A 23,060-nucleotide genomic window follows, 5' to 3' on the forward strand; every position below is an offset into this window, starting at 1 on the left:
ATGCCAATCTGATAAATATTTTTGCAAAACAGCTAACATTTCATTACCTTTGCGTAAAGCTTTCCCTTGTGTGTGAGCCATATAAACTTTGTTTTTTCTCTCAACAATTATATGGCTCTTTTTTTACTTTTTCAAACTAAAAATTTTGTCGGAGGACTGAAAAGAGATTTAAAAGACTCGTATTCCTTTATAAAAACACAGAATTACACTGAAACCTTTAAGATGATAAATCAAAAGAATATAAATGTAAAAATCTATTTTTATACAAATAGGTTCAGCTATAAATTAAAGAAGCCCGAATATCCATATGCAGATTATCACTCTTGGCTATACTCTTTCTGGTATCGGAGATATTTGGAGGGAAATATGGAAACTGTATATCAAATTTTACAAGAAATAGATGAGCATTACGAGAAGCAAAAATAAGAAAAGCGTAGAAGAAACCTACACCCTCCGCACCGATAGCCTCATCACATTCACTAAACTTTATTTTCGTATGGAAATCATTTCAGAAAACCAAAAAACACCTCGCCGCAATATTCTGATGAATTTGCTTGCAGAATTGGGCTTTAAGAGCATTCGGGATTTTCAGAAAAGCCAAAAACTTGCCCAAGACGGCTTGGCAGGGCTAATGACTTACAACGCCCTCTATCAAAAACTTCTTAATATTGTAGAATTGCAGAATTTTGCAGGGCATTATTACAAACAAACCTATCCCAAAAATCAGATTGTTTGGCATCATTCGGCGGGTTGGGATAATGCCCGTGGTATGTACGACTGGTGGCGACAAGATGGCGTAATGCACGTAGCTACTGCCGTAGGCATTGTTGATGACGGCACGCTTTTCAGAGGTTATGACGAAAGTTTTTGGGCTCACCATATCGGTATGAAACACCTCAATAACCTTGCCCGAAATCAGCAAAGTGTAGCCGTAGAAATTTGTAATTGGGGTAGCCTTACCGAAAAAAACAAAAAACTCTACTCTTGGGCAAATGTTGAAATTCCTAAGAAAAAAGCTATCGCTCTCAATTACAAGGGTTACAAATACTATGAAATCTATACCGATAGCGAAATAAAAACGCTTAAATATTGGACGCTACTCAATGCAATGCGTTTTGGTATTCCTCTTGCCTATCGTGAAAGCGATATGTGGGAGCTAAGCCAAAATGCTATCAATGGCGTGGCAGGCATTTACACACACAATAGCTACATTTCTTGGAAAACAGATGTAAGCCCTCAGCTCAAACTAATAAAAATGGCAAAAGAACTTGTAGCATACGAGAAATGAGAATACGGGCTTGTATAGATTTGAACGCAAGTCTATTTCCGTACCTTATTAGTAAAGAATGTAAAAAAGTTGCAAGAAAATGAAGTGAAATGATAAAAAATTTATGTGTATTCATACATAGCACAAGCGACATCATCGCTTGCTATTTGTCATTTTGTTCATTCTCTTAGAAATTTTTTCAAAAAAATAAAAAAGCGACATTTTTTGTCGTTATTAGCCTTTAACTTTGTGAAAACTAAAACACAAAGTATTATGGCTCTTTTCAAACTCACCGCAAAAAGAACAGTGTTAATGGCATAAGATAATGTTTTGTGAATGCAAGTATATGATAAACAGGTACTTGATTTCATTTAAATGCAATTATATTTTTTCGTATCCTTTGCGGAAACCTGTAAAAAGAAAATATTTTTACAAAGCATTGGTATTTAATTTGATAACTCGCAAAACATTATTTTAACTTACAAAGCAAAATGACTTTCCTTTCACATTTGGAAATATTAACAACCTTAATAGAGCTCCTTTCTCGGAAAGGGGTTTATTTTTCATTACCCGAATTGGCGAAAAAAATAAACCTATCAGAACGCCAAACACAACGTTATATTAACGAGATTAAATCTTTGGGCTTTGAAGTAAAATACTATAAAAGAGAAAATGGTTATCAAATCGACCAAGATAGCACGGCTCTTTTACCTGCAACTCACAAACTTTTAGAGGCTTCCAAAATTTATCAGATTTCACAGCAAGATACAAGCACAAGTTACATTATTTTTGATAGACGTCAAGAAGTTGATGCTATATTCAAAGAACTTCACGAAGCTATAATAAAGCGTTTTTTAGTAGAAATTACTTATCAAAGTTTTTGGGCAGAAGAAGCCTTTACAACTGAAATAGAGCCTTATTTGCTCAAAGAATTTAGAAATCGTTGGTATGTAGTAGCTAAAAATCTTTACAACGAAAAAATCAGAACTTACGCTTTAGACCGAATACAAAATTTTCGGCTGAAAGCCAAAAAATTTACTTATCCCAAAGATAACCCTGCGAATTTATTTCAGTATTGTTATGGCATTTTTTTGCCCGAAAACCCACTACAAGAGCCTGAAGAGTTATTTTTACTTTTCACACACGAGCAAGCCTCCTATATTGAAAGTTTGCCCCTACACCATAGTCAGAAAATTATCAAAAAAACTAATGAAGGTGTTTTGTTTTCTTTGAAAGTACATTATACCTACGATTTGGCGATGGAACTTGCCTCAATGGGCGAAAGCGTAAGAGTATTGAATAAAGAGGAGATACAAGCAAAAATGCTTTGAGTTCTTAAAAAACGAAGCAATCAGAAATAAACATTTTCCTCTAAAAATTCTGTAATTGCAAAAATGATTTGCAAATTTCCTTGTAAGAAAATTAAACTCAATAAAAAGTGAATTGGGAAAATTTGAGCGAGCATAAGTCCCTTTCACCTTTGGGGAAAAGGATTTAGGGATAGGGGCTTTCTCATAGTGAAACTTCAAACCCCAAATTTTTTACTTTTGCATTTTACCATTTCACAATTACTCTCAAATTCAGAAATCTTGCCGAGAGGGCATTGGGGATAGCATAGCGTTGCCCGTTCAAATCGCTTACCCAAGAGTAAGAAACGGGATTGTTGATAGCAAGCAAATTCAAAATATCTGCTCCTATCCAAAGCGACTGAAAGAGTGTTTTCCCTTTGAAACGAACTTTATCAACAAATTTAGAAAAACCTATATCTACTCTGCGAAAAGATTTTCCTTGAAAAACATTGCGTAAATTAGGATTATTGGGTACATTAAAAGGCAAACCCGAACCCCAAACCAAATTCAAATTCATTCGCCAAGTGGGGTTGTTGGGCAGGTAGTCTTCCAAATATACGCCCAAAGTAAAACGTTGGTCGGTAGGACGCCGAATAAATCCTTTGTTATCAAAGGCAACGTTTTCTTCGGTTTTCATCAAACTCATTGAAAACCAAGACTCTGTACCTTTGATAAGCTCACCACTAATACGCATATCCCAACCATAAGCGTATGCGAAAGCCTCGTTGGTAGGATAATAACGCAAACGCACATTATCTACATCATACGGCACAACGTCCCAAAGATACTTGTAATAGATTTCGTTTGTAAGTCTGAATTTTCTTTCACTCCACCCTCTAAAATTCCAATCATTACCTATTATTGCCTGCCAAGATTTTTGAGCAAGTAGTGCCAAATTCAAATTTCCTTCAAAACTTCGCAATTCTCGGTAGAAAGGCGGTTGCTGATACATTCCTACGGCAAATTTCCAAATCATATCTTTTCGGGCAGAACGTAAGGCATACTGCAAAGTAGGGGAAGCTACCCATTCGCGATTGATGTCCCAATATGTCAGACGCACTCCTGCGGTCAATCTTTGGCGAATATCAATATCCCACTGATGTTGCAAGAATGCTGAAAAACGATTACTTTCAAGGAAATTATTGGCAAAATTGCGATAATTGATACGCACAAAGCCCGAAGAATCTAAAAAATTATATTCTTGTAGAATATCATCAATGACTTCGTGGCTTATGCGAAAACCTCCTTCGGTGCGATGGTTTGCTTTCCAATCATAAACCGAACGATTTTCCAGAGCATAGATTTGTGCTTGAAAGCGATTGCGTAAGTGCAAATATTCCGAGCCGATACCTACCGTAAGCACGCATTCATTAAATCCTTGTGTGCCAAAATTTGGATTGATTTCACAAAGCCGATACCCCCCTTCTACTTCTGAATACTCTCTTTCGGTAGTAAAAACTTGCGAGAGTATCCAACTACTTTTCAACTTTTCGTTCTGAAAAGTGAGTTTTAGGGCATTTTGAGTAATATCGTAATTCATAGTTTCTTGCCCTTCAAAGGCTACAAAGAGCCTCAATACTCTATTGATTGTCCCGAAAGTGCTTTGTTGGCTTGCAGGACGCACCAAATAGCGATTTTGAGCATAAGAAGTGAGCAGTTCTGCCGACCATTTTTTAGAAAGCTGATAAGTAAAATATCCTTGAAAATCAAGGAATTGAGGCAAATATTCACCTTTTACGGGCAAAGTACGAAGCAAATAACGAGAGCTTTTGCGTCTAATTCCTAAAAGATAAGTAAATTTCTGATTTTTACTCAGCCCTTCCACGTGAGCCTGATTATTCAGAATGCCCAGTGTAAGTGAGCCACCCTTGCAAGTAGGTTTTCGGTAATTTACCGAAAGCACCGAAGAGAGTTTATCACCGTATTTGGCTTGCCAACCTCCTGATGAAAAACTTACCTCTTGTGCTAAATTCGGATTGATAAAACTCAAACCTTCTTGTTGTCCTGCTCTTATGAGAAATGGGCGATAGATTTGAATATCATTGACATACACCAAATTTTCATCAAAATTACCACCACGCACCGAATAAGTAGATGAAAGTTCATTATTGCTCACTACCCCTGCAAGAGTGGCTAAAATTTTATTAAAATCACCAAAAGCCGAAGGCATAGCCTCCAAACGTTTAGCATCAAGGCGAAAAGTACTCACTTCCAAACGTTGTAAAGTATCTTTTTTTCTACCAAACACGCTAATCGCTTCAATTTCGGTAACTTTTAGGTAAAAGTTGATTTCTAGAATAGTATTTTCTGATGCTTGCAAAGTAGTATCCTTACTTTTACCCAGATAACTCACTTTTATACGTAAAAGCTGATTAGCAGGAATTTGTAAGCTATAAAAGCCTTGTGTATTGGTATTTGTGCCTATACCCAAAGAGGGTATGCTTACGATAGCTATTTCCAAGGGTTTTTGGTACTCATCGAACACTCTACCCTGTAAAGTTGCTTTTTGGGCGAAAAGAAAAATTGGAAATATAAATAGGACAGAAAAAAATAAAGACTTTTTCAAGTTCATAGTATTTTTGAAAATTCAAAGATAGAAGGCTTTTCATAAAAAAACAACACGAAGCAAAATCTTTGCCTCGTGTTGCGATAAAAACTGCTTAATTACGTATATGAATTATTTTTGTACCACAAGTTTCTTTCTTTCAATTACGCCGTTAGAAGTTTGCAAGTTGATAAGGTAAATACCTTTCTCAAATTGTTCTAAACGGATAGTATGCTCGCCATTTTCATCAATATTTGCATTATACACATTTCTACCTGCCATATCAAATACTTGCAAAGAAGCAGATTGTGAGCCAACTAGTTTAATGTGAGCTACATCTTTGGCAGGGTTAGGATAAATTTGAATATCAAAACCTTCATTAAGTGTAGGTACAACACTCAAATCTTCACGAGCGGCTACAACATTCACGGTGTAATCTTCCACTTCTCCATAACTAAACGTTTCACAAGAAGTAGGAACACCGTTGTATTTCATTGATACACGCATACGTGTAGCACCTGTGGTTACAGAAGTAGGTACGGTGAATGACCTTGAAATAGGCGTTGTAGTGGTAGCAGATACGGTGAATAATTGTTCGCCTGCATCAAGGAAATCGCCATCGCGGTTGTAGTCAATCCATACGGCATAACCTTCTGCATAGCGAGTGCTTCTCCAACCGGGTGTAATAGTAATGGTGTAGGCGGTTCCACGTACAAGATTAGTAGATTGTGAAGTGAAATTGCCGTAACCCGCATTGGCACCAGAATTGTTATTGATAGTATTGAGTTGAACTCTTTGAATCCATTCATCAGCTACGCTATTACCTTTGGACGCACAATAAGTAGGTGTAGTGCCGCCACCAGAGCTACCACCTACAAATCCAGAACGTCCTCCGCCGGGTTCAAAAGTAGCACGCATACGGTCTTTTTGTCCAAGAGTAAACATATACATACAGCGGTCGTCGGTGTAGTCCATATAATTCATAAACATATCGCTGGTGTTACCGCAAGAAGGTTTTGGGAAAGTAGGGCAACCGCCGTTAGAAGTTTGTTGAGTAGGAGTATCAGCTACAAAGTCGTTTCCGCAATTTGCATCGCCCCATATATGACGAAGGTTGAGCCAGTGTCCTACTTCGTGAGTAGCTGTACGACCTTTATCAAAAGGTGCAGAAAGATAAAATCCTGTACCTTTGGAAGATGAACCAAAATATTGAGGAGAAATTACTACGCCATCAGTAGCAGTGCTTCCGCCAGGGAATTGAGCATAACCCAAAATACCACCGCCGATGTTACAAACCCAAATATTTAAGTAGCGGGTAGCGTCCCAAGGAGCAACCCCACCTGCTGAAGGTTTCTTGCAATCATCATTAGTTCCCCAAGAGGTACGGGTAGAGGCTTTACGAGTAATACCAGTAGTCGCTTGACCAGTGGGAGTGGTAGTCGCTAATACGAACTGAATTTCGGTATCGGCTTTTAGTGAAGAGAACAAAGAAGGTACGTTCACGTGGTCAGGGTTAGTACGGCGGAAGTCCTCATTCAATACGGCAATTTGTGATTGAATTTGGGCGTCGCTGATATTTTCTTGGGGTTTTGATGAGTTATAGATTACGTGTACTACTACGGGGATAGTTACTACTCCTGTTACTCTTTCATTAGCATTCTGATATGCCGAGCCATTTCGCAAGTAGTTTTCGGTTACTCGCTCAATTTCGTGCATTCTTTGTTCTAATTCGGGATTTTCTTGTTTTTGTTTTTCCCACACGTGCATAGTGTGGCAGACGCGTTGAGCAGATACAGCACCCGCAAATAATGCGGCAAGACCGAAGGTTAGAATTTTTTTCATTTTTCTTTGATGATTTGAATGAAAGATGAATGTTGTTTTATTAAGCGGGGCAAAGTAAATACAAGATTTTGAATTATGCAAGAAAAAAGTTAAAAAATTTTTTCAAAATATATCAAAAAATTACAAATGATATTTGTAGTGCTGATTTTCAAAATAATATTTGGTAGGTCTGAAAAAACTTTCTGTTTGTTAAAAGTTTAAGAAAAGGTATTCAGCTTACATAAAATTTGGATAAGTAAGTAAAAAGAAAAAATCCCGAAAATCGCTATTTTCGGGATTTACTTGTTTTTCAAAAATTTAAGCATTGGCTTTTTTTGCTAAAATGGAATTTTCATTCATTTCTTGGGGCTTAGGAATATTCATTAGCTCTAAAATTGTTGGGGCAATATTTGCCAAAATACCTTTGCCTGTAAATTCATAGTTTTGAGCATTTTGGCTTACTAAAATACAAGGTACAGGATTGGTAGTGTGAGCAGTGTTAGGAGAGCCATCTTCATTTATCATATAATCTGCATTGCCGTGGTCGGCAATGATAAGTGTGGTGTAATGATTTTTTAAGGCAGTTTCTACAACTTTTTGTGTGCAAATATCTACTGCTTCGCAAGCCTTAATAGCCGCCTGCATAGACCCTGTATGCCCTACCATATCGGGATTGGCAAAGTTTAGACAAATAAAATCTGCTTCTTGCTTTTCTAATTCAGGGCAAATGGCTTCTGCAATTTCATAAGCACTCATTTCGGGTTTCAAATCGTAGGTAGCTACTTTGGGCGAAGGGCATAAAATACGCTTTTCACCTTCAAAGACCTCCTCTCTACCGCCTGAAAAAAAGAAAGTTACGTGGGGATATTTTTCAGTTTCAGCAATGCGAATTTGTTTTTTTCCTGCTTTGGAAAGTACTTCACCAAGAGTGTTTTGCAAATTGTCTTTCTCAAAAATTACTTTTACATTCTGAAAAGTATCATCGTAATTGGTAAGTGTAATATAATGCAAAGGCATTTTATACATTTGGTATTCGGGGAAATCGGTTTGCGTGAGAGCCTGCGTAATTTGTCTGCCTCTATCGGTACGAAAATTAAAACAAATCACCACATCATTTGGCTCAATATTAGGTAAAGGCTTGCCATTCTCGTATAGTTTGATAGGCTTCAAAAATTCATCTGTAATACCTTGCTCGTAAGATTGCAAAATTGCTTCCTGCAAGTTTTCAGTATTTTTGCCTATTCCTTGGGTAAGTAGGTCGTAGGCGAATTTTACTCTTTCCCAACGTTTATCTCTATCCATTGCGTAATATCTACCCACAACTGAACTGATTTTACCTGTTGTTTTTTGTGTGAAATTTTGTAAATTTTCCAAAAACTTAATACCAGATTGTGGGTCAGTATCTCTCCCATCGGTAAAGGCGTGAATGAAAACATTTTGAAAGTTTCTTTCGTGGGCAATTTGGCAAATGCCTTTCAAATGATTGATATGAGAATGAACACCGCCATCGGAAACTAAACCTATCAGATGGATATTTTTTTGATTTTTTTCGGCATACTCAAAGGCTTGCGTAAGGATAGGATTTCGGTGCATTTCGCCTTTTTCAAAAGCAAGGCTGATTTTTACTAAATCTTGATACACGATGCGTCCTGCACCGATATTGATGTGTCCAACTTCGGAATTTCCCATTTGCCCTTCGGGAAGCCCTACGGCAAGCCCTGATGCCTCAAGCTGCGTGTGTGGATATTTTTGATAAAGACTATCTATGAAAGGTGTATGGGCTTGGTCTATGGCTGAAACTTGGGGATTTTGAGCTATTCCCCAACCATCAAGGATTATAAGTAAAACTTTGCTGTTTTGCATAATTGATTAGGAGTTCTTTGCAAATTTTTGTTGTGAAAGTGCTTATTGAAAAATTGATTTTTTGTTCAATACATTCTTATTGTTTGTTTTTCCATTGAATATAAGTGGCTAAATCTTTGTCGCCTCGTCCTGAAAGACAAATCACCACTATTTCATTGGGTTTAGCATTTAACTTTTCTAAATAAGCAAAGGCGTGAGCCGTTTCAATAGCAGGGATTATGCCTTCGGTTTGAGCAAGCATAAAGCCTGCTTGCATAGCCTCCTCGTCTGTAATAGCGTGATACTCTGCTCTGTAGCTATCAAACAAATAGGCGTGCAGTGGTCCGATGCCTGGGTAATCTAAGCCTGCCGAAATAGAGTATGGTTCAATGATTTGCCCGTCTTCATTTTGCATCAGAAGTGTTTTACTGCCGTGAATGATACCCATTTTTCCAAGGGCTGTGGTTGCCGCCGAGTGTCCCGAATGTATGCCTTTGCCTGCCGCTTCCAAAGCAATGAGCTTCACTTTGGGATTTTCTATAAAATGATAAAAACTACCCGCCGCATTGCTACCACCTCCTACGCAAGCAAGTACGTAATCAGGATAGTTTCTGCCAATTTGTTCTTGTAGTTGTTTCTGTATTTCTTCGGAAATAACCGACTGAAAGCGAGCCACCATATCGGGGTAGGGGTGCGGTCCTACCACTGAACCAATAATGTAGTGAGTATCAACAGGATTATTTATCCAATCGCGAATAGCTTCATTAGTGGCATCTTTGAGCGTTTTACTTCCCGAAGTAGCAGGGCGTACTGTTGCTCCTAGTAGTTTCATACGTTCTACGTTGGGCTTTTGGCGTTCCATATCTATTTCGCCCATATACACGATGCACTCTAAGCCCATTAAGGCACAGACGGTAGCTGTTGCTACGCCGTGTTGTCCTGCTCCTGTTTCGGCAATGATGCGTTTTTTACCTAAATGTTTGGCAAGTAGAATTTGCCCAATAGTATTATTGATTTTGTGCGAACCTGTATGGTTGAGGTCTTCTCTTTTGAGAAAAATTTGCGTTTTGTATTTTTCTGAAAGGCGTTTGGCAAAATAAAGCGGAGAGGGTCTGCCCACATAATTGCGAAGCAAATCCCAAAATTCTTGCTGAAAAGCCTCTGATTGAATGATTTGCAAATAAACACTTTCCAATTCTGCCACATTTGGATAAAGCATTTCGGGGATATATGCACCCCCGAAATTGCCGTAGTAGCCTTGCAACGTTGGACTTTTTTGGATAGAAATTTTTTCAACCATTGAATAGATTATGTTTGAATTTCATCATAAAAATCTGGCTACGCCACCTCCACCTCCTCCAAAAAGCAGAGTGGCATTGATACCTATTACGGTATTGTAGAGTTTTCTGCCTGAGCCATCGGGGGCAATATTCGTAAAACTAGGCGTATAATGCAATCCTATTTGAAGATTTGTAAGTTCTACCCCTGCTGAAACTACCAAGCCCAAATCAAAAGGACGTAAATCTTTGGGGGCAGAAAGAGTAGTAGTATTTCCCCAACGAATTGCAGTTTCACTTTCCGTATAACCTAACGGAGTATCCAAACGGCTATAATTTTTCCCGCCAACGCCATAAGCCAAATAAGGGCCACCCATACCAAAAACTTTAAGTCCTTTCAAGCCAAAACGCAATCCTAAAAGTAGTGGTACATCAACATACAAAGGACTATTTTGGAAAGTGTATTTGGTATTTAAGATGTTATTAGTTTCTACCACTTTTGAACCCTTACTATTGATTTGTATGGCAGGTTGAAAGAAAATAACATTATTGAGGGAATAATCAAACACCAGTCCTAATTGATACCCCAAACGCATTTTAGTTTCGTCATCTAAACCTGTTCGGTCGTCGGGTTGGTTACGCATATCGGCAAGTTGCAAGCCCCCACGCACCCCTATGCGAAGTTGGGCAAAAATACTACTCTGTATAAAGAGAATAGCAATAAAAACACAAATATACTTTTTCATAAGAAATGAAGTTTTGGTTTTACTTGGAACATTTAACTTTGAAAAATTGTTCAAAGTTGCAAAAAATGCTACATTTGAGCAAAATTTATTTGTAAATTTACTATGCTATCTAAGATTATGAAAGATTATGTTGCGGATATTCTTACCAAACATCACTTACGTCAAACTGATTGCCGTTTAGAAACTTTATCCATCTTTATTAGCAAAAACTTTGCCATTAGTCATAACGATTTAGAAGAAATTTTAGTACCTACCTTTGATAGAGTTACACTTTACCGAACACTCAAAACTTTTTTAGAAAAAGGGATTATTCATAAAGTTTTAGATGATGAAGGTACGCCTAAATATGCTTTATGCTCGCCTCATCATTGTTCCACCCAAGAACATCATCACAATCACGTTCATTTCAAATGCTATGACTGCGGAAAAACACAATGTTTAGACAATACTATTATTCCTACCATTCTGCTTCCCCAAGGTTTTATAGCCAAAGAGTTTAATCTACTCATACAAGGTTCGTGCAATTTATGTTCTCAAAAATAAAATATGCAAACAGAAGTATTTTTCCCTTATGGCATTAGTAATTTTGAGCAACTTGTAACACAAGGCTATGAATTTGTAGATAAAACTCCTTTCATAGAACTTTTAGAAAAATACAAAACAAAATTTGTATCTTTCTTGCGTCCTCGCCGTTTTGGGAAAAGTTTGTTTGTTTCGCTTTTAGAACATTATTACGATATGAACCGAAAAGAAAAATTTCAAGAGCTTTTCGGCAAATACTATATCGGCAAAAATCCTACTTCATTGGCTAATTCTTATCGGATTTTGTTTTTTAATTTTAGTGGCATCAATACTGAAACAGAAGAAAAAAGTCGGGCAGGATTTATTTCTAACATCAAATCAGCATTAGAAGAGTTTTTTATCAAGTATGCTCTCTTTGATAGAACCTTGCAACAAGAAATTCTAAATCATTCAGAAACAAGTGAAATTCTAAGTCATTTTTTTAGAAAATATGCCGCTTTTTACAAAGAACCTATCTACCTGCTCATAGACGAATACGACCATTTTACCAATGAAATTTTAATCCGTGATTTGCAAGAATTCAAAGAAAGCGTTTCCCTGAATGGCTATGTTCGTAAGTTTTACGAAGCTATCAAAAATGCCACACAACAAGGCGTCGTAGATAGATTTTTTATCACGGGCGTTTCACCTATTACATTAGATAGCCTCACCAGTGGCTTTAATATCGTAAGACACTTAACCCACGAAAAAGACTTTGAGGCAATGATGGGTTTCACTGAAAGTGAAGTCAGAAACTTGCTTGGGCTTGTCCTTCAAGATAAAAGGCAAGAAGAAGCTGTTTTGAATGATATGAGGCGGTATTACAACGGATACAGGTTTTACCCTTCAAGCCAAGAAAATATTTACAATTCTGATATGGTTTTGTATTTCCTTGACCACTTCAAACAACAACAACAATACCCTCGCCAAATGCTTGACCCCAACATTGCCCCCGACTATGGAAAGCTCAAAGCAATGTTTGAAGTCGCTAATTGGCAAGAAAATATAAAAGTATTAGAGGAGGTTTTAGAAAATGGATTCGTGGAAAGTGAAGAAATTTATCAATTCAACTTTGAAACGGGCTTCGGTAAAAAGGAGTTTGTGAATTTTCTCTACTATCTTGGCAATCTGACTTTCCAAGAGGCTTTTCCAAGTGGTTTGGTGGCTTACAAAGTGCCTAACAAAGTAATTGCAGATTTGTACTGGCAATATTATGCCTTTATTTTGCAGAAATACACTAATTTGCACAATATCCGCGACGAAGTGCAAATAGCCGTTTCCAGAATGGCTATCAGTGGAGATTATAGCAAAGTATTTGAGCTTTTGCAGAAACTTTTACAACATCTTTCCAATCGCGATTTTATTCGCTTTGATGAAAAGCATATCAAAATGGTGCTGATGGCGTATTTCATTCAGTCTAATATTTTTTGGGTGCAAATTGAGCGAGAAATCAGCGGGGGCGGGTATGTGGATTTAGAGTTTTTTATCAGACCCAATAATCCTTTCAAGCATCATCAGTTTGCTATTGAACTGAAATATCTCAAAAAAGAGGAGACCCATTTACTTCAAAGCACTATGCAAGAAGCCAAAGAGCAAATTTTGCACTACTATCAGCAAGATACTTTGCTAAAAAGCAAAGAACAACTGCATCTGCTTGCCGTAGTGGTAGTAAAAGATGAAATTTTTGTAGAAGAAGTAAAAAATTAGACTTATGAATGTTAGTAATACACAATATCGCTTATACCAATTTTTTTTCCTATTAGCAGGATTACTTTTTTTTACAACTTTTTTGGGAAGTGTTCATCTTTTTGATTGGGACGAAGTGAATTTTGCCGAATCGGCTCGCGAAATGCTTGTTACAGGCAATTTTACGCAAGTACAAATCAATTATCGTCCTTTTTGGGAAAAACCACCACTCTTTTTTTGGTTGCAAAGTGTTTCTATGAGCATTTTTGGCATAAATGCCTTTGCGGCACGCCTGCCTAATGCTATTTTTGGAGTGATTACGCTACTTACATTTTTGCGTATAGGCACACGCAAATACTCTTTGCAAATGGGGTTTTGGTGGGCTATGGCGTATTTAGGGAGCTTTTTGCCTTTTATGTACTTCAAATCGGGCATTATTGACCCCGTGTTCAATTATTTTATTTTTTTAGGGGTGTATTATCTTGCAGAAACCATTGAAAACCCAAGTAATCGTAAAGCTATTTTAGCAGGTATTTTTACAGGTTTAGCGGTGCTTACCAAAGGACCCGTAGGGTTTTTGCTAATTTTACTAACATTTTTAGCATTTTGGATAAGTGAGCGTTTTCGCAAAATAGCTACTTGGCAAGTGGTAGTTTTGTATGCTTTGGCTACGGCTTTGGTTTCCTCTGCTTGGTTTGCAGTAGAGCTATGGCGAGGAGGTTGGTGGTTTTTCAAAATGTTCATAGAGTACCAAATTCGTTTATTTTCTACACCTGACGCAGGACACGAACAGCCTTTCTTTTATCATTTTGTAGTAGTTTTTTTGGGTTGCTTTCCGATGTCTGTATTTGCTCTGTGGGGTTTTCGTAAAAATCCAAAAGATGAAAGCCCTGTTTTTCATAAAAAAATGCTGTTTTTGTTTTGGGTAGTAATGATTTTGTTTTCTATTGTAAAAACAAAAATTGTACATTACTCCTCTATGGCATATTTTCCGCTATCTTTTTTTGCCGCAAGGGCAATCACACAATTTGTTGTTCAAAATTCAATTCCCAAACGTTTTGAATGGTTTTTAGGAGTATTAGGGGGCATTTTTGCTCTTATTCTTACGGCTTTACCACTATTTGCTTATTACAAGGAAAATTTCTATGCTTATATTGATGATACTTTTGCTGTGGATTGCCTGAAAACACCTGTAAAATGGGGCGGTTGGGAATTTTTGATAGGTTTTCTGTATGGTGTAGCTGTATTTTGGGCTGTATGGAAAATAAAAAAGCAGGTAGCAAAGGCTTCTATAACACTTTTTGGGGCTTCTACATTGGTAATAACTACTTACTTGGCAATAGTTGTACCATTGATTGAGCAATACTCACAAGCCCCTGCCATTGAGTTTTACAAAATGCTTCGCCGAGAGAGCCCGAATAGTTATGTAACTACCGTTTGGTTCAAAAGTTATGCTCATTATTTTTATTTTCAGTATCCTCGCTACCAAAACCCTAATTTTTATCAAAAAGAAACTTATCAGGAAAATACCGAGTGGCTGTTGAATGGTAATATTGATAAAGATGCTTATTTCGTTGTAAAAACTGACGAGCTTCATAGGTTTCAGCAAACGTATCCACACATTACTATGCTTTACCAAAAAGGAGGTTTTGCTTTTTTCAAGAGAGAAGCCCATGAACCACCTCGCAGTGAGGATTAAATGAAAAATAACATCACTATTCATTTGAATTTGGCAAATAAAATTTTAGCTTTGCGGTGGTTTTTGGCTTAAAAATCAGAAAAATATATGCTCAGAATAATAACTTTTGTGCTTCTTTTGCTAAATTTTCCTCTTTTTGCCCAAATTCCTTTTGAAAAAGCAAAATTAGAAATTCTTTGTCAGGCAGTTCGTTTTAATCACATACAGCAAGGAAAAATAGATATAGCAAGAAAAATAGATTGCTCTACTTTGCAAACTTTGGAAAAAACTATTCCCAATTCATCAAGGGCTTCTAAAAATATTATTTCTGCTTACAAGAATAAAGCCTATTCAAATTTAAGTAGTGATGAGGAGAAAATTAAGCAGTTCAAGAAAGATATTTGGAAAGAACTTCGTAGTTTAGCTCCTCGTATTAGCAAATCTGCTGATTTTCAGGCGAAATGGAAAACAGGCTTAGACTCGCTCTCTGCTTCTTTGGATAAAACTTTGGGTATTATAGCTACTGATGAGGGAGTACAGACGAATGACAGCAAAGGCAATACAAACACAGGAGAAGTTGAGGAAATGATTATACCTGCTGAAAACCAAAAACTTCCTCCTCCCGAAACTAGTAGCAATACAGGACTTTGGATAATTGCCATTCTTTCTATTCTGATAGCTTTTGTCAGTGTGGGATATGCGTATTTGGTAGCCAAAACAACTTCGCATCGTATCAAAGAAATGGAAAATATGTTTAAAGAGCGTTATCAGCATTTGGATACGCGTATGGATAAAATGCTTACTCGTGAGGAGTTCAAAAAGCTCACCAATACTCACTGATGCTATAAATGGAATTTCGCAAAATACGATACCTGATTTTTTTGCGTGAGATTTTTGTAATGTCTTGGACATCATTTGGCGGTCCGCAGGCTCATTTAGCACATTTTATTCGTATTTTTTGCGAAAAAAGAGGCTACCTTTCCGAAAGTGCCTTGCTTGAAATTTATGCGTTGTGTCAGATTTTACCAGGTCCCACTTCCACGCAAACCATTACAGGTATAGCGTATCGTTTAGGCGGGGTAGGGCTTGCTTACCTAACACTTGTGATTTGGGTTTTCCCTTCTTTACTAATAATGACTCTTGCCGCCATTTTTATTACGTATTTAGAACAACAACAAGTAGATTTTTCTTTTGCTCGTTTTACACAAGCTATTGCGGTAGGTTTTATTTTTTCAGCGGCTTGGCAAATAGCCCCCAAAGTAATACAAAGCAAAATTTCAGCCTTTTTAGTGGTTTTTTCAACCATAGTGGCTTATTTTTATCACTCGCAATGGTTTTTACCTTTGCTTATCATCTTTGGAGGGGTAATAACTATGCGTAATTTTGAAAAATATCCAAAAATTCAAGATAAAAAGTTCCAAATACGTTGGCGAAATTTTACATATTTTGTTTTAGTTTTTGCTATTTTAACTTTTTTGAGCGAATTCACACGTCGTTATAGTTTTGGTTTGCCGTTTCGTTTGGCAGAAAACTTTTACCGAACAGGCTCTATTATTTTTGGTGGGGGACAGGTGCTTGTGCCTTTGATGCTTACAGAATTTGTGTATATCAAAAAACTTATCACACGTGAGGAGTTTGATTTGGGGTACAATTTCAATCAAATTCTACCGGGTCCTACGTTTGCTTTTTCGGCTTTTATTGGGGCAATGGCAATGCGAGATTTTGGTGTTTGGGGGCAGGTTTTAGGGGCATTTTTGGCAAGTTTTGGAGTTTTTATGCCGGGTACATTGCTGATTTTTTTTGTAATGCAATTTTGGGACGAACTGAAAAAATATCGTCCTGTGCGTGCCGCTTTGGAAGGCATACACGCCGTAAGTGTTGGCTTGGTATTTGTAGCGGTAATTTTGATGGGGCAGGCTATCTTTGAACAAAACGCTATCAATGAAATTTTTTTAGATATTGGCGTAGTCATTGGAACTTTTTTAATTTTACATTTTACTAAAATTCCGCCACCTATTATTGTCATTGTAGGTTTAATACTCGGTTATTTGCTCTGATTATGAATATTTTGGAAAATGTTTCGCTCAAATCTTACAATACTTTTGCTATTGATGTAAAGGCTCGTTATTTTGTAGAATGTTGGCATATTCACGAAATTTGTGATGCTGTACATTGGCAAAAAACAAATAATTTGCCTTTGCTGATTTTAGGAGGAGGAAGCAATGTACTTTTTACCCAAGACTTTGAAGGAATAGTTTTGAAAGTCAGCCTTTTAGGCAAGGAGATTATCAGAGAAGATAGCGAAAACGTTTGGCTGAAAGTGCAAGCAGGTGAAAACTGGAATACGCTTGTAGAGTATTGTGTTGCTAACAATTGGGGTGGTATTGAAAACTTGACACTCATACCCGGTACCGTAGGGGCGGCACCTATGCAAAATATCGGGGCTTATGGTGTTGAGTTACAAGATGTTTTTGAGTATTTAGAGGCTTTTCATCTGGCTACGGGGGAAGTACATCGTTTTGATAAAAAACATTGTGAATTTGGGTATCGTGAAAGTGTTTTCAAAAATAAGTTCAAAAATCAATATATTATTTTGTCAGTAGTTTTGAGGCTTTCCAAAAAGCATAAACTACATTTTTCCTATGCTGATGTTGAGAAGTTTCTCAAAGAGCATCGTATTGAACCTTCTATTAAAAGCATTAGTGAGGCAGTACGAAAAATTCGTACCGAAAAACTTCCCAATCCTGCTGAAATAGGCAATGCAGGTAGTTTTTTCAAAAATCCATATATTTCAAAAATGCACTATGAGTATCTGAAACGTGATTATCCGAACTTGCCTGCTTACCCACTCGACGAAAACACTTACAAAGTACCTGCCGCTTGGCTCATTGAGCAAGCAGGCTGGAAAGGCTATCACGAAGGAAATGCAGGCGTACATCATAGACAGGCTCTGGTGCTTATCAACAAAGGAAACGCACAAGGCAAAGAAATTTGGGAACTTGCTCAAAAAATTAAAAAAAGCATAGAAGATAAGTTTGGGATTGTTCTGCAAACCGAAGTGAATATCTACTAATTAGATGTTTGGAGGCTAAACCTCAAACTTTTTCTGTTTTAGAGCTTAAACAATTGTATAAAAAAATACTCACTTTCTTGTTTTTCAAGCATATTTTGTAAATTGAAAGCGTTTTTCAAAATAAAACGCTTTTTATGTATCGCTTATTATTTCTTTTCGTGTTTTCAGTTATTATTTCTTTACCAATTTTTGCTCAAAAAAATACCTTGCTTAAAGAATGGCAAGGCGTTTGGAAAGGTAATTTAGAAATTTGGAGTACCAAAACTGAAAAGCCCCAAAGTATCCCAATGGAACTGCATATCTTACCTACTGATTCAGCACAAAAATTTGTATGGAAAATCATATACAATCAGGAGCCACGTAATTATATCCTGTATGCTCTCAATTCTGAAAAAGGTGTTTTTATGCTTGATGAGCAAAATGGAATAAAAATGGAAATGAAACTATGGAAAAATCTTTTTGTAAGCACTTTTGAGGTAGAAAACAATTTGCTTGTAGGTACTTATCGCTTGCAGAAAAGAGAAATTTGGTTTGAAATTCTATTTTATCCTAAAAATAATGCCCAAAAAACAGGTAATTTGCCCGAACAAAAAATCCCCGAAGTAGTATTTTATCCTTCGCAGGTTTTACAAAGAGCCGTTTTGAGAAGAAAATAAAGCTATTATGAATTTTGGGCATTTTTTTAAGTTCTAACGCAAAAAAGCTATGAGTGAAAAAGTTTTACGAGCTATTATTCAACTGCTTGCGGCTTCGGCTCAGATAGATGGCGTAACTGATGAAGAAAAGCAAATTATTCACAAGTTTTTAGAAGAAAATTTTGATGAGGAGATTGTTGCCAAATATATCGCTATTTTTGATAACTACGCCGCAGTAAAGCTCAATCCTCGTGAAATTTGCGAGCAACTCAATAGCGAGCTTACCAAAAATCAGAAAATTATTATTTTGGCATATCTTTTAGAATTGAGCATTGCCGATGGGTTAGCTTCGGAGCGAGAGCAAAAGTTTTCCCAAAAAATTAGTGAATATTTTTATCTTGAGACTACTGAATACGAACTTTTGCGTCATTTTATTTTAGAAGATTTTAGTGAAAGTAATACTCACAGCAATATTATTTGGATAGACGGATTAGAAAAAGCTGAAAGGAAATACAAGCACATTTATCGGAAAAACTTGGAAGGGGCTATTGGCATTTTACGCATTCCCAGTGCCGAAATGTACCTGCTGAAATATGTGGGCAAAACAGACCTGTATCTCAACTCTTTACCTATCAAAGATCATCACGTTTATCCCTTTCCAGTGGGAAGTAGCATTAGAAATGAAAACATTAAGCCCGTGTATTATAGCGATGTGGTAGGGTTGTTTTTGAGCGAAACGAATGAGGTCAAAATTTCTTTTGAAGCACAGGACATTTGGTACAAATTTGCTAATGGGCGTATAGGTTTGCGAGGTATCAGCCTTGCCGAAGGAGCGGGGCAACTCATTGGGCTGATGGGAGCGAGTGGTTCGGGAAAATCTACGTTGCTTAATGTACTTAATGGTACGCTGAAACCAACACAAGGTAAGGTACTTATCAATAGCATTGATATACACGAAAATAAAGAGGCTACCGCAGGGCTTATCGGCTATGTGCCTCAAGATGATTTACTTATTGAGGAACTCACCGTGTATCAAAATTTGTATTATGCGGCAAAATTGAGTATAAGCGATGCTTCTGAACAAGAACTTGATGAACTTGTACAGAAAACCCTTAAAAGTTTGGGCATTTTGGAAATTCAAGACCTTAAAGTTGGTAATCCCTTGCAAAAAACCATTAGTGGGGGGCAGAGAAAGCGGGTAAATGTAGCTTTGGAGCTATTGCGAGAGCCGTATATTCTTTTTGTTGATGAGCCTACTTCGGGGCTTTCTTCAAGAGATTCAGAAAATATTATGGTACTTTTCAAAGAACTTGCTCTGCGTGGAAAACTGATTTTTATTGTCATTCATCAGCCATCTTCTGATATTTTCAAAATGTTTGATAAACTGCTGATTCTTGATGTAGGAGGCTATCCAATTTATTATGGAAATCCTTTGGAGGCTATAACGTATTTCAAGGACATTGCAGGTTTTGTAGATAAAAATAAGAATATGTGCGGTGAGTGTGGAAATGTAAATCCTGAACAAATTTTTAATATCATTGAAACCAAAATGGTCAATGAATATGGCTCATTGACCGATAAACGCAAAATGACCCCTCGGAAGTGGCACGAATTTTACGAAAAACACATTCCACCGCCACAAATTGCTACTCAAACCGAAAAACCTACGATACATTTCAAAGTTGCACCTTTTTTTAAGCAAATGCAGGTATACTTGACGAGAGATGTGCTTTCAAAGCTCAGCAATACGCAATATATGGTTATCAATTTGCTGGAAGCACCTCTTTTAGCTCTTATTCTGGCTTTCATTGTGCGGTTTTACCAAGTTTCCGATGGCACTTATATTTTTGCCAAAAACAACAATTTACCTGCCTATATTTTTATGTCGGTGATTGTGGCTCTTTTTGTGGGGCTTTCGGTGAGTGCCGAAGAGATTATCAAAGATGCTAAAATTCGTAAAAGAGAGCGTTTTTTACATTTAAGCCGAATGAGCTACCTTATTTCCAAAGTGATACTGATGTTTTCGTTTTCTGCTATTCAGATGTTAAGTTTTGTGTTAATTGGTAACTGGATTTTAGGCATAGAAGGAATGAACACAATGTATTGGCTTGTGCTTTTTAGCACGGCTTGCTTTGCCAATATGCTGGGATTAAATATTTCGGCAACGTTTAATTCAGTAGTTACTATTTACATACTTATTCCTTTGCTTCTGATACCGCAATTGCTTTTAGGAGGTATTGTAGTGCGTTTCAATGAAATCAATCCAGTGCTTGGCTCAAACCGAAAAGTACCTCTGCTTGCTGAATTTATGGCTTCGCGTTGGGCTTTTGAGGCTCTTGTGGTAGGGCAGTTTAAGAACAATCGTTTTGAGCGAGATTTTTACCCTTACGACCAAAAAATTGCCCAAGCCGAATACCACAAGGTGCTTTATGTTCCCGAATTGGAAACTAAATTGGATAATGCTTTCAACTTTCAATCTGCTGACTCATTGAAAGATGAAGCCAAAGAAAATTTGGTGGTGCTAAAAAATGAATTACAAAAACAAAATAAACTGACAGGTATTGTTTGGGACAACCCTGAAAGATTAGATTTGCCCGCTTTGAAAGAAAAATATCATAGTCTTAAAGAACATTTGCAGAAAATCAAAAAGTTTTATATTCTTTCTTACAATGAATATAGCGAGCAGAAAGACAAATTGATTGCCTCACTTACCAAAAATGAAGCAGAACGTAAAAACTTCCTTGCGATGAAAAACTATTATCATAACGAAGCGATTGAAAAACTTGTCAAGGCGGTAGAAACACCTGAAAGAATTATTACAGATGGGAGTAGGCTTATTCAAAAAATTTATCCTATCTTTCAAAACCCAGAGCCTAACCACTCTTTTGATTTCAGAACGCATTTTTTTGCACCCCAAAAACATTTTATGGGACAATTTGCGGATACACCTTATTTCAATGTAGTCATTATTTGGTTGATGAGCGGAGTATTTTTTGTAACGCTTTATTTCAATGTTTTCAGGAACTTTTTAGAATACGTAACGAACACAATAGGTAAGTTGCAACACAAACAAAAAAACTGATATGCACTTATTCATTGCTATTTTGGCTTTTGTGATTTTCGGCGGAATGGTATTTTTGGTGTTTTATTTTCGTTTGCAGACCATTCAAGAAAGCAGAAAAATAGTGAATTACTTTCAAAAAATTGCTAAAAAGTTTGGCTTACAAGCTGAATTAGAGCGTAAAAATGGAAACGTAGCACTTCCACATTTGCAAGGAGTATGGGAAAATAGACACGTGCTTATAGAACGTACTATTCAAGAAAAGTACAATTATTTAGTGATAAGCGTAGAGTTAAAAAACCTGCAAAAAATTCATTTTCAAATTACGCCTAAAAACCATTTAAGAGCTAAAGAAAAAGCTGATGAAAGCCAGCTTGTTAGCACTGAAATTGCTTGGATTGACAAAGATTATTTTGTTAGTGGCTCGCCTGCCGAAAAAGTAAAGGAAATTACTCAAAATTTTTTTGTACCTTTTGTAAAGAAATATGCTCAAATTTGGTTTTTGTTCAGTACGCTTCTTATTTTTCAAAATCGCATTACAATTGTACTGCTTTCTTCGCCTAAAAAATTGCGTTATGATTTGATTATTGAACAAATGCTATTAGATTTGCAACTCTTGGCAAAACAAATAGAAAATGAGAACATCACAAAACCAACTTAAAGGGGTAGGGGTTGCCCTTGTTACACCTTTTACAGAAGACTATCAGCTTGACCTTGCAAGTTTTGAAAAACTTTTAGCTCATACCACTAATATTGGCGTTGATTACTGGGTTATTCAGGGGACAACAGGCGAATCGCCTACCACTACCAAACACGAAAAAAAAACATTATTAGAATTTGCAAAGCAAAATAATCCTAAAAATTTGCCTATTGTGTATGGTATAGGCGGGAACAATACTGAAAATTTGTTGCAAACAATTCAAGAAACAGATTTTTCGGGTATTACGGCAATTCTTTCGGCAAGTCCTTATTACAACAAGCCTTCGCAGGCAGGCATAGTAGCTCATTATGAAAAATTGGCAGAGGCTTCACCTGTACCCATTATTTTGTATAACGTTCCAGGGCGTACTTCCTCTAATCTGACCGCTGAAACTACACTTAAATTAGCACAGCACCCAAACATTATAGGTATCAAGGAGGCTTCGGGCAATTTAATGCAATGTATGGAAATTGCTCGTCAGAAGCCCAAAGATTTCTTGCTTATTTCGGGAGATGATATGCTTACGGTGCCTATGATAAGTTTTGGAGCAGTAGGCGTTATTTCGGTAATGGCAAATGCTCTCAAAGCCTTTAACGATATGACTCACTATGCACTTACAGGCGATTTTACCAAAGCTACCGAAAAAATGTTTGAAATATTGCCTCTTAATGATTTGATGTACGTTGAAGGCAATCCTGTGGGTATCAAGCAATTGCTTAATGAAATGGGTATATGTGGCTCGCAAGTACGATTGCCCCTTGTAAAGGCAAGCCAAGAACTTGCTGAAAAAATACGCAAAGCAATGCAGAAGCTCTGATT

Annotated in this window: 17 protein-coding genes; 12 read left to right on the top strand and 5 right to left on the bottom strand. The window is 36.9% G+C overall.

The genetic code is table 11. The features are described from left to right. Nucleotides 1-400: 400 nt before the first annotated feature. Together Rain11_RS05035 and Rain11_RS05040 are read left to right on the top strand one after the other, a co-directional pair. Nucleotides 401-1,288: an N-acetylmuramoyl-L-alanine amidase gene (locus tag Rain11_RS05035; RefSeq protein WP_101358254.1), complete on the top strand. Its 888-nt coding sequence runs from the start codon at nucleotides 401-403 to the stop codon at nucleotides 1,286-1,288. 470 nt (nucleotides 1,289-1,758) lie between these two features. Beyond that, complete coding sequence (locus Rain11_RS05040; RefSeq protein ID WP_101358255.1) at nucleotides 1,759-2,598, top strand: helix-turn-helix transcriptional regulator; 840 nt, start codon at nucleotides 1,759-1,761, stop codon at nucleotides 2,596-2,598. Nucleotides 2,599-2,821: 223 nt separating this feature from the next. Here the strand turns inward: Rain11_RS05040 and Rain11_RS05045 are convergent, their stop codons facing one another. The 5 genes from Rain11_RS05045 to Rain11_RS05065 form a co-directional block, all read right to left on the bottom strand. Then, nucleotides 2,822-5,101, bottom strand: coding sequence for a TonB-dependent receptor (locus Rain11_RS05045; RefSeq protein ID WP_243390545.1), 2,280 nt, complete (start codon nucleotides 5,099-5,101; stop codon nucleotides 2,822-2,824). Nucleotides 5,102-5,293: 192 nt separating this feature from the next. After that, nucleotides 5,294-7,003: a GEVED domain-containing protein gene (locus Rain11_RS05050; RefSeq protein WP_101358257.1), complete on the bottom strand. Its 1,710-nt coding sequence runs from the start codon at nucleotides 7,001-7,003 to the stop codon at nucleotides 5,294-5,296. A 297-nt stretch (nucleotides 7,004-7,300) separates the two neighbouring features. Next, on the bottom strand, nucleotides 7,301-8,845 hold the full coding sequence (gene gpmI, locus Rain11_RS05055; RefSeq protein WP_101358258.1) for a 2,3-bisphosphoglycerate-independent phosphoglycerate mutase: 1,545 nt from the start codon (nucleotides 8,843-8,845) through the stop codon (nucleotides 7,301-7,303). 76 nt (nucleotides 8,846-8,921) lie between these two features. Next, a complete protein-coding gene (gene trpB / locus Rain11_RS05060; RefSeq protein ID WP_101358259.1) occupies nucleotides 8,922-10,124 on the bottom strand; it encodes a tryptophan synthase subunit beta in 1,203 nt (400 codons plus the stop codon). Between the two features lie 24 nt (nucleotides 10,125-10,148). After that, on the bottom strand, nucleotides 10,149-10,847 hold the full coding sequence (locus Rain11_RS05065; RefSeq protein WP_101358260.1) for a porin family protein: 699 nt from the start codon (nucleotides 10,845-10,847) through the stop codon (nucleotides 10,149-10,151). A 102-nt stretch (nucleotides 10,848-10,949) separates the two neighbouring features. On the opposite strand from Rain11_RS05065, the gene Rain11_RS05070 reads away from it, so the two are divergent. The 10 genes from Rain11_RS05070 (at nucleotide 10,950) to dapA (ending at nucleotide 23,058) form a co-directional block, all read left to right on the top strand. Further along, entirely contained in the window at nucleotides 10,950-11,390 is a 441-nt protein-coding gene (locus tag Rain11_RS05070) for a Fur family transcriptional regulator (protein ID WP_243390546.1), read from the top strand. A 3-nt stretch (nucleotides 11,391-11,393) separates the two neighbouring features. After that, complete coding sequence (locus Rain11_RS05075; protein WP_101358262.1) at nucleotides 11,394-13,115, top strand: AAA family ATPase; 1,722 nt, start codon at nucleotides 11,394-11,396, stop codon at nucleotides 13,113-13,115. 4 nt (nucleotides 13,116-13,119) lie between these two features. Then, the gene (locus tag Rain11_RS05080) at nucleotides 13,120-14,793 is read left to right on the top strand and encodes an ArnT family glycosyltransferase (protein WP_101358263.1); all 1,674 of its coding nucleotides are present in this window, start codon (nucleotides 13,120-13,122) and stop codon (nucleotides 14,791-14,793) included. 87 nt (nucleotides 14,794-14,880) lie between these two features. Next, entirely contained in the window at nucleotides 14,881-15,612 is a 732-nt protein-coding gene (locus tag Rain11_RS05085) for a hypothetical protein (RefSeq protein WP_101358264.1), read from the top strand. An 8-nt stretch (nucleotides 15,613-15,620) separates the two neighbouring features. Beyond that, nucleotides 15,621-16,829 carry a chromate efflux transporter gene (chrA, locus tag Rain11_RS05090; protein WP_101358265.1) on the top strand — a complete coding sequence of 403 codons (1,209 nt, stop codon included), beginning with the start codon at nucleotides 15,621-15,623 and terminating at the stop codon, nucleotides 16,827-16,829. 2 nt (nucleotides 16,830-16,831) lie between these two features. Continuing rightward, nucleotides 16,832-17,845, top strand: a complete 1,014-nt coding sequence (murB, locus tag Rain11_RS05095; protein WP_101358266.1) for a UDP-N-acetylmuramate dehydrogenase — start codon at nucleotides 16,832-16,834, stop codon at nucleotides 17,843-17,845. Nucleotides 17,846-17,979: 134 nt separating this feature from the next. Next, nucleotides 17,980-18,501, top strand: a complete 522-nt coding sequence (locus Rain11_RS05100) for a hypothetical protein (protein WP_101358267.1) — start codon at nucleotides 17,980-17,982, stop codon at nucleotides 18,499-18,501. Nucleotides 18,502-18,550: 49 nt separating this feature from the next. After that, complete coding sequence (locus tag Rain11_RS05105; protein ID WP_101358268.1) at nucleotides 18,551-21,562, top strand: ATP-binding cassette domain-containing protein; 3,012 nt, start codon at nucleotides 18,551-18,553, stop codon at nucleotides 21,560-21,562. A gap of 1 nt (nucleotide 21,563) precedes the next feature. Continuing rightward, nucleotides 21,564-22,202 carry a hypothetical protein gene (locus Rain11_RS05110; RefSeq protein ID WP_101358269.1) on the top strand — a complete coding sequence of 213 codons (639 nt, stop codon included), beginning with the start codon at nucleotides 21,564-21,566 and terminating at the stop codon, nucleotides 22,200-22,202. After that, nucleotides 22,177-23,058 (top strand): 4-hydroxy-tetrahydrodipicolinate synthase, encoded by an 882-nt coding sequence (dapA, locus tag Rain11_RS05115; protein ID WP_101358270.1) that lies wholly within the window; start codon nucleotides 22,177-22,179, stop codon nucleotides 23,056-23,058. Before Rain11_RS05110 ends, dapA begins: the two co-directional genes overlap by 26 nt. Nucleotides 23,059-23,060 lie beyond the last annotated feature (2 nt).

Origin of the sequence: Raineya orbicola, assembly GCF_002843425.1 — a bacterium.
Classification (GTDB): Bacteria; Bacteroidota; Bacteroidia; order Cytophagales; family Thermonemataceae; genus Raineya; species Raineya orbicola.